This window comes from Flavobacterium hiemivividum (assembly GCF_004349145.1).
Taxonomy (GTDB): domain Bacteria; phylum Bacteroidota; class Bacteroidia; order Flavobacteriales; family Flavobacteriaceae; genus Flavobacterium; species Flavobacterium hiemivividum.
Map to the genome: position 1 here is coordinate 54,783 of NZ_SMFO01000008.1, position 16,972 is coordinate 71,754.

Below are 16,972 nucleotides of genomic sequence, written 5' to 3' on the forward strand. Positions count from 1 at the left end.
GCCAATAGTATTTATATTTAGTTTCTGTTTTTAATTAGTAAAAAGTATTTATTTCTCTAATTGTCCCTAGTAATCGAATTTTTAAACTTCATGAGTCTGCTAAGCGTCGAGTGTGGGGTGGGCGCTGCTATATTTCGAATTTTGGTTGTGATATTTTTAAAAATTTGCAGATCAAAAAGTTTTATTAGTGACACTATAATGTGTTTAGGGCTTTGTATTTTTTAGTAAAAGTACCTTTGCAAAGGTATTTAATTGATTATCAGTATCATATTATTTTAACTTCTATCTTTGTTGTGGCCTTCTCTACGGTAGGAAATTCAAGTCTTTGCTGTATTTTCAGATGTTAATATTGATGAGGTATCAAGTTCAGTATTTCAGCTTTTGCTACTCAATTTTTGATATTAGTTGTAATAGGCAGCTATAATATAAATATCGAAAAGAGAATTAAACAAATTTTAGCTCGTTTTTAATGCAATCTCACTTCCCTTTTAGAGTTGTACTAAGTTGTTGTCATAATTTAATGATAATATCGATCGTGTTTAGAAGGGAGTTGAGATAAAAAAATTAATTTTATAGGAAATTTGTTGTTATAACATGAAACGTAATTATGAGTAAAATCCCCGTTTATTTTATGCCTGGATTAGCGGCTAGTGCCACGATTTTTGAGAGAATCAAACTTCCCGAAGCTGACTTTGAAGTACATCTTCTAGAATGGGAAATTCCGCTGTCGAAGGAATCATTGGTAGACTATGCTAAGAGAATGACCAATAAAATCAAAGAAGAAAATCCGGTTTTAATCGGTGTTTCGTTTGGTGGTATTTTAGTTCAAGAGATGGCTAAACATATTGACGCTAGAAAAGTAATTATTATTTCGAGCGTAAAAAGCAATTTAGAGTTTCCTCGAAGGTTGAAAATTGCCAAAACGACTAAGGCTTATAAACTAATCCCGATGAGTTTGATATTGAATTTAGAGAATTTAGCTAAGTTTTCCTTTGGCGCAAAGATCAATCATCGACTAAAATTATATGAAAAATTCCTGTCGGTTCGCGATATTGGGTATTTAGAATGGGCGGTAGAGAAAGTGATTCTTTGGGATCAAACGGTCGCTGACGAAAATGTAGTTCATATTCATGGTGATTTAGACGATGTTTTTCCAATAAAGTATATTAAAGAATGTAAGGTGATAAAGGGCGGAACTCATATTATGATTTTGAATAAATACAGGTGGTTCAACGCTAACCTAGCTGCTATTATTTTAGAAACAAAGACAAGCGCCGACTGATTGTTGTTTCCAGAAACGAAAACACTAAAAAATGAATAAAATGAAAAGAATAGAGAAAATAAGTGTCATCATTACAGTGGTTATTGTAAGCGGTTTATTAATTTTTGCGACTACTCATGCGTCAAAAGATAAGTTAGACAAAGAATATACATCGTCCTATTTTCCAGCCGCTGCTAATTTTGCTGGAGAAGCAACACCACTGAAAGTTTCGGATGTCAAAGAACGTCTAGATCGAGAATTGATTGTGAATATCAACCTTCATGCTTCAACTATTTTGGCTATAAAAAGAGCGAACCGCGCTTTTCCTGTTATTGAGCCCATTCTCAAGAAAAATGGAGTCCCAGATGATTTTAAGTACCTACCGGTTATCGAAAGTGGTTTAGTAAATGCAGTATCTGGTGCTGGTGCCAGAGGAGTATGGCAATTTATGCCTGAAACGGCCAAGGAACGAGGCATGGAAGTGAATGATTTTGTAGATGAACGCTACAGTTTAGAGAAGTCGACCCAGGCTGCCTGCAGTTATTTGTTGAATGCCAAAGCAAAATTTGGAACTTGGACACTAGCTGCAGCTTCATATAATGGCGGAATAGCAGGTGTAAACAAACAAATAGACATTCAAAAAGAATCCAATTATTATGATTTACTTCTTACCGAAGAAACGTCTCGTTACGTATTTCGCATTCTAGCATTGAAGGAAATTATGAAAAATCCTGATAAATACGGATTCTCATTGGCTAAAGAAGAATTGTATCCCTTATTGCCAACTAGAAAAATTGTCGTGGATAGTACAATTCTGGACTTAGCTGATTTTGCAAAAGCGCAGGGAATAAACTATAAGATTTTGAAGATTCACAATCCTTGGCTTCGAGATAGAAAATTAGAAAATCCAACCAATAAAAAGTACACGATCGAAATTCCGCTGAGGGGATATTAAGTTGGCATGATAAATAAGAAAGCAGTTCAAAGCTATTTTCTTATTCGAATAAAAAGAAGCAGCTTCGCAGATCTATTGATAGATAGAAATTGCGAAGCTGCTTTATTTAAGGCTTTATTTCCTGAGGGAATTAAAGTAAAAAAGGACAAAATGAATCCATTTTGCCCTTTTTTAAATTATATCTTTTTCATCTGACCTTTCATCATTGTGATTTGTTCTTTCAGCATACCTTGCTTGTCTAGTTTTTTTGCTTCATTCAACAGATTGGTTGCTTCTAGCTTTCTTCTTCTTGACATCGCAACTCCAGCTAGATTTAATTTGGCAACAGCCAAATCCATATCCATAGACAATCCAAGTTCGATTGCTTTTTTGAAATATTTTTCTGCTTGATTGATATTTGTTTGCGAAAGCATGATTCCGTGTAGGTAATTAAAGTATCCTTGTTGCTTTCTTACTAAGGCCGTTTCTGGATTTTTAATGAATGTTAGCCATTTTTTTGCTCCTTCAAAATCTTGTTTTCTTAGTTTTAAGAACGCTAATAAGATGAATTCGTTTTTGAAGTAAAGGAAAATTGGAATCGAGGTCAATAATAAAAGGAAAATTCCATTCCCAATATTGTTTTCAGTAAATTGCCAAATGCCAGTAATTGCGATAAGTCCGGCGATAATAAGTTTAATATTCTTGTGAAACATAGTGTGTTTGATTTATGAAGGCAAATATAGTAAAATGAAATGAAAATATTTTTACAAAACTACTTGTGAGGAAAAAAAGTCTTTGTATATTTGCACTCGGTTTTAGGGTAACAGATACTCAAAAACGAGAAGACATATAAATAAGATTTTAAAGATACAAAGCAATGAGCAAAAGAACGTTTCAACCATCGAAAAGAAAAAGAAGAAATAAGCACGGATTCATGGACAGAATGGAGACTCCGAATGGAAGAAAAGTTCTTGCTAGAAGAAGAGCTAAAGGAAGACATAAATTGACTGTTTCTTGCGAACCAAGACACAAAAAATAATGTTTGTATAAACATAGATAAGGCGTTACTTTTTTTAGTATCGCCTTTTTTTATACCTTGTCGTTAAATTATTATTTTTTTAGAAGCTAATCCCGCTTTTTGTTGCAATCTTTTTATTTTTAAAGAAAAAATAAAAAGGATTTTCACGACAATCGGGGCTAAAAGTAAAACAACAAATTACACAATAACTACACTACAATGCCAAGAGACACATCCATCAAATCAGTTTTAATAATAGGATCAGGACCTATTGTTATTGGTCAAGCTTGCGAATTTGACTATGCAGGATCACAATCAGCACGTTCTATCCGAGAGGAAGGAATTGAAGTAATCCTTATAAATTCGAATCCAGCAACGATTATGACCGACCCATCCATGGCCGATCATATCTACTTGAAACCCCTAACGACTAAGTCGATAATTGAAATTTTGAAAGCACATCCACAAATCGATGCTGTGTTACCTACTATGGGTGGACAAACAGCTTTGAACTTGTGTTTAGAAGCTGATGAAAAAGGGATTTGGCAGGATTTCGGAGTAAAAATGATAGGTGTTGATGTAAACGCCATTAATATTACCGAGGATAGAGAGCAATTCAAACAATTGCTTCAAAAAATTGGAGTGCCATCGGCACCAGCAGAAATATGTACTTCTTACCTTAGAGGAAAAGAAATTGCACAAGAATTTGGTTTTCCTTTAGTAATACGTCCTTCTTTTACTCTTGGAGGTACCGGAGCCGCTATTGTTTATAAGAAAGAAGATTTTGACGAACTTTTAACCAGAGGTTTAGAAGCTTCACCTATTCATGAGGTGTTGATTGATAAAGCTTTAATGGGATGGAAGGAATATGAGTTGGAGCTTTTGAGAGATAAAAACGACAATGTTGTAATTATCTGTTCTATTGAAAATATGGACCCAATGGGAATTCATACTGGAGATTCAATCACTGTGGCGCCAGCGATGACGTTATCAGATCCAACATTCCAAAAAATGCGTGACTACGCAATTTTGATGATGCGTAGTATCGGAAACTTCGCAGGTGGATGTAACGTGCAGTTTGCCGTTTCTCCTGACGAAAAAGAAGATATAGTAGCAATCGAAATTAACCCTCGTGTGTCTCGTTCTTCTGCATTAGCGTCTAAAGCAACTGGTTATCCAATTGCAAAAATTGCTTCTAAACTAGCTTTGGGATACAACCTAGATGAATTACAAAACCAAATTACAAAATCAACTTCGGCTTTATTCGAACCGACTTTAGATTATGTAATTGTAAAAATACCGCGTTGGAACTTCGACAAATTCGAAGGAGCTGACAGAACTTTGGGACTTCAAATGAAATCTGTTGGTGAAGTAATGGGGATTGGACGTTCGTTCCAAGAAGCTTTACACAAAGCCACTCAATCATTAGAAATAAAAAGAAATGGTTTAGGAGCTGACGGAAAAGGATATACAAACTACGAACAAATTATCGATAAACTAACTCATGCGAGTTGGGATCGTGTTTTTGTAATTTATGATGCGATTGCCATGGGAATTCCTTTGAGCCGTATCCATGAAATTACTAAAATCGATATGTGGTTCTTGAAACAATATGAAGAACTTCAAACTTTAGAAAAAGAAATTTCTACTTATAAAGTAGAAGACTTGCCACGAGAACTTTTACTAGAAGCGAAACAAAAAGGTTTTGCCGACAGACAAATTGCACACATGGTAGGTTGTCTTGAAAGTCAGGTTCACACGTTGAGAATGACAATGAATATCAATCGTGTCTTCAAATTAGTGGATACTTGTGCGGCCGAATTTAAAGCAAAAACACCTTATTACTACTCGACTTTTGAAGCTGAAATAGAAAAGGCTGATGGAACACGTTACGTAGACAACGAAAGTATTGTTACTGATAAAAAGAAAATAATCGTTCTTGGGTCAGGTCCAAATAGAATTGGGCAAGGAATCGAATTTGATTATTCTTGTGTGCATGGAGTTTTGGCTGCGAAAGAATGTGGTTATGAAACTATCATGATTAACTGTAATCCAGAAACAGTTTCGACTGACTTTGATACAGCTGATAAATTATACTTCGAACCGGTTTTCTGGGAACATATCTACGATATTATCCAACATGAGAAACCAGAAGGTGTAATCGTACAATTAGGTGGACAAACGGCTTTGAAATTAGCTGAGAAATTATCTAAATACGGAATAAAAATTATAGGAACTAGCTTCGACGCTTTGGATTTAGCCGAAGACAGAGGTCGTTTTTCTGAATTGCTTACGGAATTGAATATTCCTTTTCCACAATTCGGAATTGCTGAAACAGCTGATGAAGCTTCTGCTTTGGCTGATGTACTGGACTTCCCATTATTGATTCGTCCTTCTTATGTGTTGGGTGGTCAAGGAATGAAAATTGTAATCAACAAGCAAGAACTTGAAGAGCATGTTGTTAATTTATTGAAGACAATTCCAGGAAATAAATTGCTTTTAGACCACTATCTTGATGGTGCGATAGAAGCGGAAGCGGATGCGATTTGTGACGGAGAAAATGTGTATATCATAGGAATTATGGAGCACATTGAACCATGCGGAGTACACTCTGGAGATAGTAACGCCACATTGCCACCGTTTAACCTTGGTGAATTTGTGATGCAACAAATAAAAGACCATACTAAGAAAATAGCACTGGGCTTAAGAACCGTAGGTTTAATAAACATACAGTTTGCGATAAAAGACGATATCGTTTATATTATCGAAGCTAACCCTAGAGCATCTCGTACGGTACCGTTTATTGCAAAAGCATACGGAGAGCCTTATGTGAACTATGCGACCAAAGTAATGCTAGGTCACAATAAAGTAACTGATTTTACTTTCAACCCACAGTTGAAAGGATATGCAATCAAACAACCGGTTTTCTCTTTCAGCAAGTTCCACAATGTAAACAAGGCATTAGGACCAGAAATGAAATCAACAGGAGAAAGCATCCTTTTTATTGATGATCTGAAAGACGATCAATTCTACGAATTGTACTCAAGAAGAAAAATGTATTTGAGCAAATAAGCTTGAATTAATATACAGAAAAGCCACTCAATCGAGTGGCTTTTTTTATGGAGTAAAAAAATGTGGTATTTTGTTCATTCCGAGGAACGAAGGAATCGCATTAAAATAGTTATGTGATTCCTTCTTCACTGGAATGATAAGTTTGCAGAATGAACATTATAACTATAAAACAGAGATTAAGTTATGTTCTATTAATTACTTGAAGCCTTTTCTTTACTGGTTCGTATCAATTCCCATTTTCATTAACTAGTTTTCGCTTTGCCAAATAATTTTTTAAATACGTTCACAACCAACAATGCAAGAATTCCGCCTACTAATCCTGCGATAAATTCTCCCACTATCGAAGGTAGGCTTTGTAATAAATGATGAACAGGTTCAATACTGTGCACAAAAATTCCACCCGCGACTAATAGAAGTGCCAAAGTACCTATAACGGCTAGACTTTTGATTACTATGGGAAGTGCTTGTATCAAGAAGTTCCCCGTCAATTTTGATATTTTACTTTTCTTTGTCATTAATAGAACTCCCATATCATCCATTCGAACAATAAGTGCTACAATTCCATAAACCCCTACGGTGGCTATAATAGCAATAAAAGTAACTACCAGGATTTGTGTGATAGTGGGTTTCCCCAATACCGTTCCCAAGGCGATGATCACGATTTCGACTGATAATATAAAATCAGTTACTATAGCCGATTTTATTTTCCCTTTTTCAAGTGCTAATATCTCCGCGTCGCTTAGTGGTGCGGTATTAATTTTTTCTACTGCATGTTCGTGAGGAATTACATATTCATATATTTTTTCGGCACCTTCATAAGCAAGGTAAATAGCACCAAGTAATAGTATAACAGTGATTAACGATGGAAGAAAATAACTCAGTAGAAATGCGAGCGGTAAAATAATCAATTTGTTTAAAAACGAGCCTTTCGTTATGGCCCATAACACCGGTATTTCTCTGGAGGAAACAAATCCAGATGCTTTTTCGGCATTAACGGCTAAATCGTCACCTAATATACCTGCTGTTTTTTTGGTGGCTATTTTACTCATTACCACAACGTCATCCATAAGTGCTGCGATATCGTCTAACAGCGCGAAAATTCCTGATGCCATACTTTATTATTTGTTTAGTTTATCTTTAAAAAAATCAATTGTTCGAGTCCACGATAGTGTGGCTGCCGCTTCATCATATCGCGGCGTAGTATTATTGTGAAAACCATGATTGACGCCAGGATAAGTATAAGCAGTATTTTCTACTTTGTTCCTTTTAAGAATGATTTCATAGGCAGGCCAACCTTCATTTACTCGGCTGTCTAATCCTGCATAATGTATCATAAGAGGTGTTTTAATGTTTTCAGCCTCTTCAGCAGTCGGTTGTCCGCCATAATAGGGAACTGCCGCGGATAATGTTGAAATTTTTACTGCCATCATATTGGCAATCCAACCTCCAAAACAAAATCCAACAACACCTATTTGGCCATTACAATCTTTATGAGCTTTAAGGTATTCGTAGGCGGCTATGAAGTCTTCGAGCATTTCCTCTCGGTTTCGTTTTTTTTGTAATTCGCGACCGTCATCGTCATTTCCTGGGTAACCGCCCAATGGAGATAAAGCGTCTGGTGCGAGCGTTATAAATCCGTCAATCGCCGCTCTTCGGCCTACATCTTCGATATAAGGATTCAGTCCGCGGTTCTCATGCACCACAATGATTCCCGGTAACTTTTTTTTCGACTTAGATGGTTGGGATAAAAGCGCATTTATTTTTCCTCCGCCTTTCGGGGAATCGTAGGCAATAAATTGGGAGTTCAATCTAGGATCTTCCGGTTTTATCAAAATCGAGTCTAGGTAATTAGGAGTCATAAAACTCAATAAAGATGGCAGGGTAAGAGTTCCTACGGCAAACAAGGACAGTTTTTCAACAAACCGTCTTCTGTCAATTTTATTATGGGCGTAGTCGTCATATAAGTCAAATACTTCCTGACTGATATCTTCTTTGGTTAATTTTTTCATAATGCTAACTTTTTATAAAGGTATGCTTTTGTTTCAATCAATAGAAAACACAAATATCCTCGAGTCCTTTTCTTTTTAAATCGGGAACCCAGCATTCTTTGGCTGGATAACCCACGGGAATCAAAAGATAGGGTTTTTCATTTGCAGGGCGGTTTAATGTTTTGGTGAGGAAGTTCATCGGGCTAGGAGTGTGGGTTAAAGAAACTAAACCTGCATTATGTATTGCTGCTAGCAAAAATCCGGTGGCTATACCGACACTTTCCTGAACATAATAATTGTTTTTCTTTTTCTGGTCAGAATCTAATTCATAGATACGTCTAAAAACGATAATAAGATAAGGTGCGGTTTCTAGAAAAGGCTTGCGCCAATCGGTCCCTAAAGGTTTTAAATCTTCTATCCAATCGCTGGACATGCGGGATTCGTAACTTTCGAACTCTTCCTCTTCGGCAGCGATGCGAATTTGTTTTTTGATTTCGGGATTTTCGACCACACAAAAAGTCCAAGGCTGTTTATGTGCTCCAGACGGTGCCGCAGAAGCGGTTTTAATAAGATTTTCAATCACCTCTCTAGGAACAGGGCTGTCTGAAAATTCCCTTACGGAACGTCTGCTGTCCATTGCTTCGAAAAAAAAATGAGAACGCTCGCGCATTTCTTGGTCAGAAAGCATGACTTTGCTATAACGGATATAGGGGTAATCTTCAATTATTTTTTTATCTGGCATTTTGACTTTTTTTCCTATTATCAAATATAAATAAAATTATGAGTAATAGTGTTAAATGTACAGTTCAAGTACATTTTTAAGCAAAAATCAAAAAAATACCGTGACTGGGATTTTCGTGGATCGTTGGTTTAAAAGTTTTCATTATAATTAGTGCAAATACTTAGTATACCATGTTATTGCCGAATTAGCGACTTCGAAAAGTTTCCCTGGTTCTTCAAACAGATGGGTAGCGTCTGTAATAACTTTCATTTCTTTTTCGCAATGCAATTCGTCGTAAGCCCTTTTATTCATTTCGATTATTGGTATATCCTCGCCGCCCACAATTAGTAATGTCGGAGCGGTCACCTGATGCAAAGCATTCGAGGCTAAATCAGGTCTACCACCACGAGAAACTACTGCTTTTATAGTATCTCCAAAATAAGCCGCTGCTCGTATTGTCGAAGCTGCTCCCGTATTAGCTCCAAAATAGCAGATGGGTAATCCATTTACCTCACTGTAATTGACAAGCCATTCTGTAGTTTCTATCAATCGGCTGGTTAAAAGGTCGATATTAAATCTATTTTCGTAGACGCTATTTTCCTCGTCCGTTAATGAATCTAACAATAAAGTGCCTATTTTCTGTTTTTGAAGTAGCTCTGCCACCATTCTGTTTCTGGTACTAAAACGACTGCTGCCAATTCCATGAGAAAAAACTACAATTCCTGTTGCTCCCATAGGAATTGTTAGATCTCCTTTTAATATCGCTGAAGTTAGTGGGATATCAATTTCTAGTTTTTTCATGATTTCTAATCTTAGAATAATAGTTTAGTTGTTATTTGATTTGGTTAGCTTGTATTCAGTATTTGGATTACTTGCTCGTCGTCCACTTGTCGAAAATCTTCATAAAACTCGCCTACACTTTTGAAATGTTTGGAGGCTATTAGATAGTGGAATTCATCAGTTTGATCTTCAATGATAGTGACAGTATTGTACGACAGTACTGGAACGGCGACAATAATTTTAGCAGCACCCTGTTTTCGTAGCATTTCTAAAGTTACTAATAAGGTGTTTCCTGTGGCGATGCCGTCATCTACAAGTATGGTATTTTTACCTTTGATCTCAATGGGTTTGCGATCGCCTCTGTAAAGTTTGTATTTTTCCCGCAGTACATTTTGGAGTCTGATAATTTCATTTTCTATATAAATTTTATCAATTTCCGGATGTTCATCTAGAATAGTAGAATCCAGTGAAACGGCACCAATGGCAAATTCTTTATTAGAAGGATGCGCTATTTTTTTTGAAAGAACGATGTCTAAAGGCAATTGTAATGTTTTTGCAATTTCCGATCCAAGGGGCACGCCTCCTCTCGGTAATGCCAGTACAACCGAATTACTGTTTTTGTACTTTTTTAATTTTTCTACGAGTAAAATTGCGGCTTCCGTTCGGTTTTTAAAAATCGAGTTGTACATAGAATAGTTTTTAATAAAAACAACATCTTTTTTATTTGTAAATTAACTGATTGGTAGTTGTTTATGAATTTAAGGGTGCTAGTTTAAAGCGAAGGTAAATTTAGCAGTTTGGCTTTTCTGGTAATGCTATCAGACTGCTCTGCTTCTTTTTAAACCAATAAGGTATGGCAAATTGCCAAAAATGATTTGTGGATATAGATTCCATTGTCTGGGTTGTTATGTGTTAAGAAACAAACAAAATGAGGCTGCATTATGATGCAATAGATAAGGGGAGTACATTGTTTTTTATAGTTAGTGAAATTAATTATTAGCTATAAATAACTTGCATATCAAAGTTAATTAAAAAATAATAATACTCATACATTTTTATCTAACTATTTTATTGTCAATTACTTGTGGTCTAAATAGTACAGTTTAGGAAATTATCAAACTACTAGAATATAATTTATACTAGGTTGAAAACTATTTTTGGCTTTAGAAAAGATGAATTGATTCAATAATAAAGTATAACTAAGTAGATAGTTTTGAAGCTTTTATTCAGGTTTAAAATAAATAACCTATATTTGTTTAATAAATATGGATAAATAATGAACAATATAAAAAATGTATTTAGCATTAAAGACCTCGAAAATCTTTCAGGCATAAAAGCACATACCATACGTATTTGGGAAAAAAGGTATAATGTGCTGCAGCCTATGCGAACAGATACCAATATAAGATTATATGATTTGGCAAGTTTGCAAAAACTGTTGAACATTACTTTATTACATGATTACGGATATAAAATATCCAAAATTTCTGCTTATCCAGAAGCGGAAATTCCGCAGATGGTGCGTGAAATTGTATCTTCAAAGAGTGCAAAAAACCACGCCATTACTGCTTTTAAAATGGCGATGATGAATTTTGATCAAGAGCTTTTTTTAAATACCTACAATTGGCTATCCGAAGAAAAATCATTCAAAGAAATTTTTCATCAAGTATTTATTCCATTGCTGGAAGAGTTAGGTTTATTGTGGCAGACGGATACTATTACTCCGGCTCACGAACATTTTATTAGTTGTCTCGTTCAACAAAAGCTCTTGGTCAATACAGAAAAACTACAGTTAGTTAGGCCAACACAATTAGATAAGGTTTTTGTACTTTCACTTCCTATGAATGAAATACATGAACTAGGGTTAATGTATTTGAATTACGAAATTTTATACAGAGGCTATAAAACGATATATTTAGGAGAAAGTATGCCCATTGATAACTTAAAAGATCTAAAAAAGCATTTCAATTCTATTGTGTTTGTTTCTTATTTAACGGTTCAGCCAGAGCTGAGTGCTATTAATGATTATATAGTAGAAATGACAAATCAGTTAGTAGATGAAAGTACTGAACTATGGTACACAGGCAGGTTAACACAGTTTATCGACAAAAAATATCTTTCAGATAGAATAGTCGTTTTTAATTCTATTGCGGAATTAATTGAGAAAATATAGTTTTTGTTTAATCATTTTGTATATTTGCTAAACAAATGAGAAAAAATATTACAATTATCGGTTCGGGATTTTCAGCTTTGTCTGCCGCTTGCTATTTAGCCAAAGCAGGTCACAAAGTTGTGGTTTTTGAGAAAAATGCTACCATTGGAGGTAGAGCAAGACAGTTAAAGAAGGACGGTTTTACATTTGATATGGGACCAAGTTGGTACTGGATGCCAGATGTTTTCGATCGTTTCTTTGCTGATTTTGGCAAGAAGACATCAGATTATTATGAGCTTATAAAGTTGTCTCCTGCATATCGGGTGTATTTTGGTGAAAATGAATTTATTGCAATCGCCGATAATTTAGCAGAAATCGAAGCTACTTTTGAGTCTATCGAAGAAGGAAGTGGGAAAGTCTTGCACGAGTTTATAACCGAGGCAAAAAGTAATTATGACATCGCTATTAAAGACTTAGTGTATCGTCCTGGTGTTTCTCCCTTAGAACTTGTAACAGTCGAAACAACTAAGAAAATAGGGCAGTTTTTTAGCAATATTAGCCGTGATGTACGCAAGAAATTTAAAAACGAAAGACTAATTCAAATTCTTGAATTTCCTGTGTTGTTTCTGGGAGCAAAACCATCCGATACGCCTTCTTTTTATAGCTTTATGAATTACGCTGATTTCGGAATGGGAACTTGGCATCCAAAAACAGGAATGTTTGACGTCGTGCGAGCTATGGAAAGCCTCGCAAGAGAACTAGGTGTGACATTTCACACCAACTCTAACATTGAAAAAATAATTGTCGAAAATAAAACAGCAACAGCGATTATAGTTAACGGCGAAAAGATAACCTCAGATTTGGTTTTAAGCGGAGCTGATTATCATCATACCGAAACATTGTTAGATAAGGAATATCGTGCTTATTCAGAGAAATATTGGGAAAGTCGCGTTTTTGCCCCTTCCTCTTTATTATTCTATGTAGGTTTTGATAAAAAAATTGAAAACATATCGCATCATGCCTTGTTTTTTGATGTTGACTTTTATCAGCATGCAAAAGATATTTATGATGAACCACAATGGCCAAAGAATCCTTTGTTTTATGCTAATTTTCCCTCTTTAACTGATAAAACTGCCGCTCCAGAAGGAATGGAGTCTGGCTTTTTTCTTATTCCATTAGCCCCTGGAATCAATGACTCAGAAGAGCTGAGAGAGGAGTATTTCAATAAAATAATAGATCGTTTTGAGCAGTTGACGCAGCAAAGTTTAAAAAATAATATTATCTTTAAAATTGGGTTTTGTAAAAATGATTTTGTTGAAGAATATAATTCTTATAAGGGGAATGCTTACGGCATGGCAAACACTTTGTTGCAGACGGCTTTTTTAAGACCAAAACTGAAAAGTAAAAAAGTACTTAATTTATATTTCACGGGGCAATTAACCGTTCCAGGACCAGGAGTTCCTCCGGCTTTAATATCAGGAAAATTAGTGTCAGATTTGATTAATAAACAATTTTTAGAACAATAAATATGAAGCAATTATTTGACGATGTATCATTCAAATGCAGTAAACTAGTCACAAAAAGCTATAGCACTTCATTTTCCTTGGCTGTATATATGCTTTCGCCAAGTATTAGAGATGCAATCTATAGCATCTATGGTTTTGTGCGATTTGCCGATGAAATTGTGGATTCGTTTCATGGTTTTAAAAAGGAAGATTTGATTAATGATTTCGAAAGAGAATATTATAAAGCATATGATTCTGGTATAAGTCTAAATCCTATATTAAACTCTTTTCAGCATACGGTGAAACAATACAATATTACGGATGATCTTGTTCAGGCCTTTATGAAAAGTATGAAACTGGACTTAATTAAATCAGATTATAATAGTGTCGAAGAGTACAATGAATACATTTATGGATCTGCTGATGTGGTGGGTTTAATGTGTCTAAAAGTTTTTGTTTCTGGTAAAGAACACAAATACGATCAGTTAAAAGCCGAAGCGATGCGTTTAGGATCTGCTTTTCAAAAAGTAAATTTCTTGAGAGATTTAAAGGATGATAAGCTGCTTTTAAACAGGAATTACTTTCCTGGAGTCGATTTGAATTCATTCGATGAAAAGGCTAAGAACGAAATTATAGCAGAAATTGAAGAAGATTTTAGGATTGCCTATCAGGGAATTGTAAAGTTGCCTATTGAGGCTAAATTTGGGGTGTATACTGCCTTTGTGTATTATAAAAAATTATTAAAAAAATTAGAGAATACTCCTTATCACCAAATTGGAAATGAAAGAATACGAGTTTCTAATTATACTAAAGCGGCTTTATTAGCACAATCTTTCGTGTCTTATAAGTTGAAATTGGTATAAGTGTAGCAACCTATTTTTAGCTTTCAAATTAATTAAATACAAATAACAATGATTTCTTTTTTTATTTTCCTTAGCGTTTTTCTGTTTATGGAATGTGTCACTTGGCTAACCCACAAATACGTGATGCATGGCTCGATGTGGTATTTTCACGAAGATCATCACCAGCCTAAATATGCTAATACTTTCGAACGGAATGATATCTTTTTTGTAATTTTTGCATTGCCCAGCATTGTTCTTTTTTACTTTGGCGTTGAGGGCGGAATGAATTATTTGTTTTTCGTAGGACTGGGAATTACGGCCTATGGATTTTGTTATTTCATGATTCATGATGTATTAATTCACCAAAGATTTAAATGGTTCAAGAACACAAAAAACAAATATCTAATAGGTTTGCGCAAGGCCCATAAAGTACACCATAAACATCTTGGAAAAGAGCATGGTGAATGTTTCGGTATGTTGTTTGTCCCTTTTAAGTATTACAAAATGTAATGATTTTATTTTGCCGTGTACACGTTGAAAAAATATTTCCCTGGTTTTTTCAATAATGTTGAGCATTAGATTGCCGCTTTTATGATCTCGTTTTTAGAACTAGGTCAAAAAGATCTCGCCCGAAACTTCGGGGAAATTTCTAAACGAAATATAGTTGTGAATACAACATTAAAATCGAATAAAAACTATGAAAGTATATAAAAAAGAAACCGTGCAGCATGTAAATGCTACAGTTGAGGAATGCTGGAAGTTTTTCTCTAGTCCTAGGAATTTACAAAAAATAACTCCCGAAACGATGGGTTTCCAAATCACGGATTTTGATAATAAATCCATGTATGCTGGACAAATTATCCAGTATAAGGTTTCACCGCTTTTAGGTTTAAAATTACCCTGGGTGACCGAAATTACCTTTGTAAAAGAAAATAGCTATTTTATAGATGAACAACGTTTTGGACCCTATTCTCTTTGGCATCACAAACACTTTTTTGAAGCTACTGAAAACGGTACAAAAATGACAGATCTCGTTCATTATGCTTTGCCGTTGGGCTATTTAGGCAGAATAATGAACAGCCTAATAGTAAAGAATAAATTAAAAGAAATCTTTGAATATAGAGTTAAAAAGGTAAATGAAATCTTCAATTCTAAATAATGAATAAAATTGCAGTTTCTTTTTTTTGGTTTAGACGTGATTTACGTTTGGAAGATAATATTGGTCTATTTTATGCTTTGGAATCTAAATATCCTGTTATCCCATTATTTGTTTTTGATGATTCCATTTTAGATAGTTTACCAAAAAACGATGCAAGAGTTGGTTTTATACACGAATCATTAGCAGGGATTAATCAGGAATTAAAAGCAATAGGAAGTTCATTTTTAATAAAAAAAGGAGCAACTGCAGCCGTTTGGAACTCCCTTATTCAGGAATATAATATTCAAGGAGTTTTCTTCAATAAAGATTATGAGCCCTATGCTATGAAAAGAGATCAGGAGATTTGTGAACTTTTAGTAAATGAAAACATCGTTCCCTTTTCCTATAAAGACCAAGTCATTTTCGAAGAAAAAGAAATCACAAAAGCCGATGGCTTACCGTACACGATTTATACACCATTTAAAAATAAATGGCTTGAAAAATACAATTCTGTTGGCACAGTTCGCGAATATTTAACAGCTGACAAATTTTCAAGTTTCTATAAATCTGCCTTCGCTTTTCCATCCTTAAACGAAATAGGTTTTGTCGAAAATTCCATAAAAGTAAAGCCTTATACTTTAGATTCAATTTCGAAATACCAAGAGATACGAGATTTTCCGGCAGTAGATGGGACATCCTATTTATCACCACATTTGCGTTTTGGAACCATTAGTGTTCGAAAAATGGTCAATTGGGCAGCAAAGACAAATGCTGTTTTCTTAAGCGAATTGATATGGCGGGAGTTTTTTATGCAAATCCTCTTCAACTTTCCAAGAGAGCTAACTCATAATTTTAAGTCAGCTTACGATGGAATTAAATGGCGTAATAATGAAGAAGACTTCAAGCGTTGGTGTTCCGGAACTACGGGCTATCCCATGGTTGATGCCGGTATGAGACAATTGAATGAAACGGGTTATATGCACAATCGAGTGCGTATGGTTGTAGCAAGTTTTCTATGCAAACATTTATTGATTCAATGGCAGTGGGGCGAAGCTTATTTTGCCGAAAAGTTATTGGATTACGAAATGGCGTCCAATGTTGGAAATTGGCAGTGGGCAGCCGGAACTGGTTGCGATGCAGCGCCGTATTTTAGAGTTTTCAATCCTGAAATTCAATTGAAAAAATTTGACGAAAAAGGAATTTATATTAGGAAATGGATTCCTGAATTTAATTTAGGTTACGGACAACCTATGGTGGAACATGCTTTCGCTAGAGACAGAGCTATAGCGACTTATAAAGCTGGGATATTGAAATAAATTAATTTACCATATAAGTCATATAAGTAGAGAACAGAATATATTACAAAAATAATATATGGTTTGAAGAGATTATTCAGTATACCTCTAAACGGAACTTTAAGTTTACGAGTGGATTACACTTTATCAAATACTAAGTTATCACTAGTTTTAAAGCAGTTAAATTAGGAAAGTAAATTTTTTACAATGTAAGACATATAAGTAAATACCAGGAAAACTTATATGAACTTAAATTACTTATATGT

Annotated in this window: 16 protein-coding genes; 10 read left to right on the top strand and 6 right to left on the bottom strand. The window is 34.9% G+C overall.

The genetic code is table 11. The features are described from left to right. Positions 1-607 precede the first annotated feature (607 nt). Entirely contained in the window at positions 608-1,282 is a 675-nt protein-coding gene (locus tag E0F98_RS11305) for an alpha/beta fold hydrolase (RefSeq protein ID WP_132111513.1), read from the top strand. A 40-nt stretch (positions 1,283-1,322) separates the two neighbouring features. Then, positions 1,323-2,216, top strand: a complete 894-nt coding sequence (locus E0F98_RS11310; protein WP_132111515.1) for a lytic transglycosylase domain-containing protein — start codon at positions 1,323-1,325, stop codon at positions 2,214-2,216. Between the two features lie 176 nt (positions 2,217-2,392). Here the strand turns inward: E0F98_RS11310 and E0F98_RS11315 are convergent, their stop codons facing one another. Continuing rightward, positions 2,393-2,908 carry a DUF2892 domain-containing protein gene (locus tag E0F98_RS11315; protein ID WP_132111517.1) on the bottom strand — a complete coding sequence of 172 codons (516 nt, stop codon included), beginning with the start codon at positions 2,906-2,908 and terminating at the stop codon, positions 2,393-2,395. A gap of 164 nt (positions 2,909-3,072) precedes the next feature. Here E0F98_RS11315 and rpmH point away from each other — a divergent pair, with 164 nt between their 5' ends. Together rpmH and carB are read left to right on the top strand one after the other, a co-directional pair. Further along, positions 3,073-3,234 (top strand): 50S ribosomal protein L34, encoded by a 162-nt coding sequence (gene rpmH, locus E0F98_RS11320; RefSeq protein ID WP_074723512.1) that lies wholly within the window; start codon positions 3,073-3,075, stop codon positions 3,232-3,234. 198 nt (positions 3,235-3,432) lie between these two features. After that, complete coding sequence (gene carB, locus E0F98_RS11325; protein ID WP_132111519.1) at positions 3,433-6,285, top strand: carbamoyl-phosphate synthase large subunit; 2,853 nt, start codon at positions 3,433-3,435, stop codon at positions 6,283-6,285. Between the two features lie 242 nt (positions 6,286-6,527). Here carB and E0F98_RS11330 read toward each other — a convergent pair whose 3' ends face one another. From E0F98_RS11330 to E0F98_RS11350, 5 genes are all read right to left on the bottom strand, one after another. Further along, a complete protein-coding gene (locus E0F98_RS11330; RefSeq protein ID WP_132111521.1) occupies positions 6,528-7,397 on the bottom strand; it encodes a DUF808 domain-containing protein in 870 nt (289 codons plus the stop codon). A 6-nt stretch (positions 7,398-7,403) separates the two neighbouring features. Continuing rightward, a complete protein-coding gene (locus E0F98_RS11335; RefSeq protein WP_132111523.1) occupies positions 7,404-8,294 on the bottom strand; it encodes a dienelactone hydrolase family protein in 891 nt (296 codons plus the stop codon). 37 nt (positions 8,295-8,331) lie between these two features. Next, entirely contained in the window at positions 8,332-9,015 is a 684-nt protein-coding gene (locus E0F98_RS11340) for a nitroreductase family protein (protein ID WP_132111525.1), read from the bottom strand. Between the two features lie 147 nt (positions 9,016-9,162). Beyond that, positions 9,163-9,795 carry a dienelactone hydrolase family protein gene (locus E0F98_RS11345; protein WP_132111527.1) on the bottom strand — a complete coding sequence of 211 codons (633 nt, stop codon included), beginning with the start codon at positions 9,793-9,795 and terminating at the stop codon, positions 9,163-9,165. A 44-nt stretch (positions 9,796-9,839) separates the two neighbouring features. Next, positions 9,840-10,463, bottom strand: coding sequence for a phosphoribosyltransferase (locus E0F98_RS11350; protein ID WP_132111529.1), 624 nt, complete (start codon positions 10,461-10,463; stop codon positions 9,840-9,842). 587 nt (positions 10,464-11,050) lie between these two features. On the opposite strand from E0F98_RS11350, the gene E0F98_RS11355 reads away from it, so the two are divergent. The 6 genes from E0F98_RS11355 to E0F98_RS11380 all read left to right on the top strand — a co-directional run bounded on the left by E0F98_RS11355 (position 11,051) and on the right by E0F98_RS11380 (position 16,727). Then, on the top strand, positions 11,051-11,947 hold the full coding sequence (locus tag E0F98_RS11355) for a MerR family transcriptional regulator (RefSeq protein ID WP_132111531.1): 897 nt from the start codon (positions 11,051-11,053) through the stop codon (positions 11,945-11,947). Between the two features lie 35 nt (positions 11,948-11,982). Further along, complete coding sequence (locus E0F98_RS11360; RefSeq protein ID WP_132111533.1) at positions 11,983-13,452, top strand: phytoene desaturase family protein; 1,470 nt, start codon at positions 11,983-11,985, stop codon at positions 13,450-13,452. Positions 13,453-13,454: 2 nt separating this feature from the next. Then, a complete protein-coding gene (locus tag E0F98_RS11365) occupies positions 13,455-14,294 on the top strand; it encodes a phytoene/squalene synthase family protein (RefSeq protein ID WP_132111535.1) in 840 nt (279 codons plus the stop codon). 48 nt (positions 14,295-14,342) lie between these two features. After that, positions 14,343-14,783, top strand: a complete 441-nt coding sequence (locus E0F98_RS11370; RefSeq protein ID WP_132111537.1) for a sterol desaturase family protein — start codon at positions 14,343-14,345, stop codon at positions 14,781-14,783. Positions 14,784-14,970: 187 nt separating this feature from the next. After that, complete coding sequence (locus E0F98_RS11375) at positions 14,971-15,432, top strand: SRPBCC family protein (protein ID WP_132111539.1); 462 nt, start codon at positions 14,971-14,973, stop codon at positions 15,430-15,432. Next, complete coding sequence (locus tag E0F98_RS11380) at positions 15,432-16,727, top strand: cryptochrome/photolyase family protein (RefSeq protein ID WP_132111541.1); 1,296 nt, start codon at positions 15,432-15,434, stop codon at positions 16,725-16,727. The genes E0F98_RS11375 and E0F98_RS11380 overlap by 1 nt, the downstream gene beginning before the upstream one ends. Positions 16,728-16,972 lie beyond the last annotated feature (245 nt).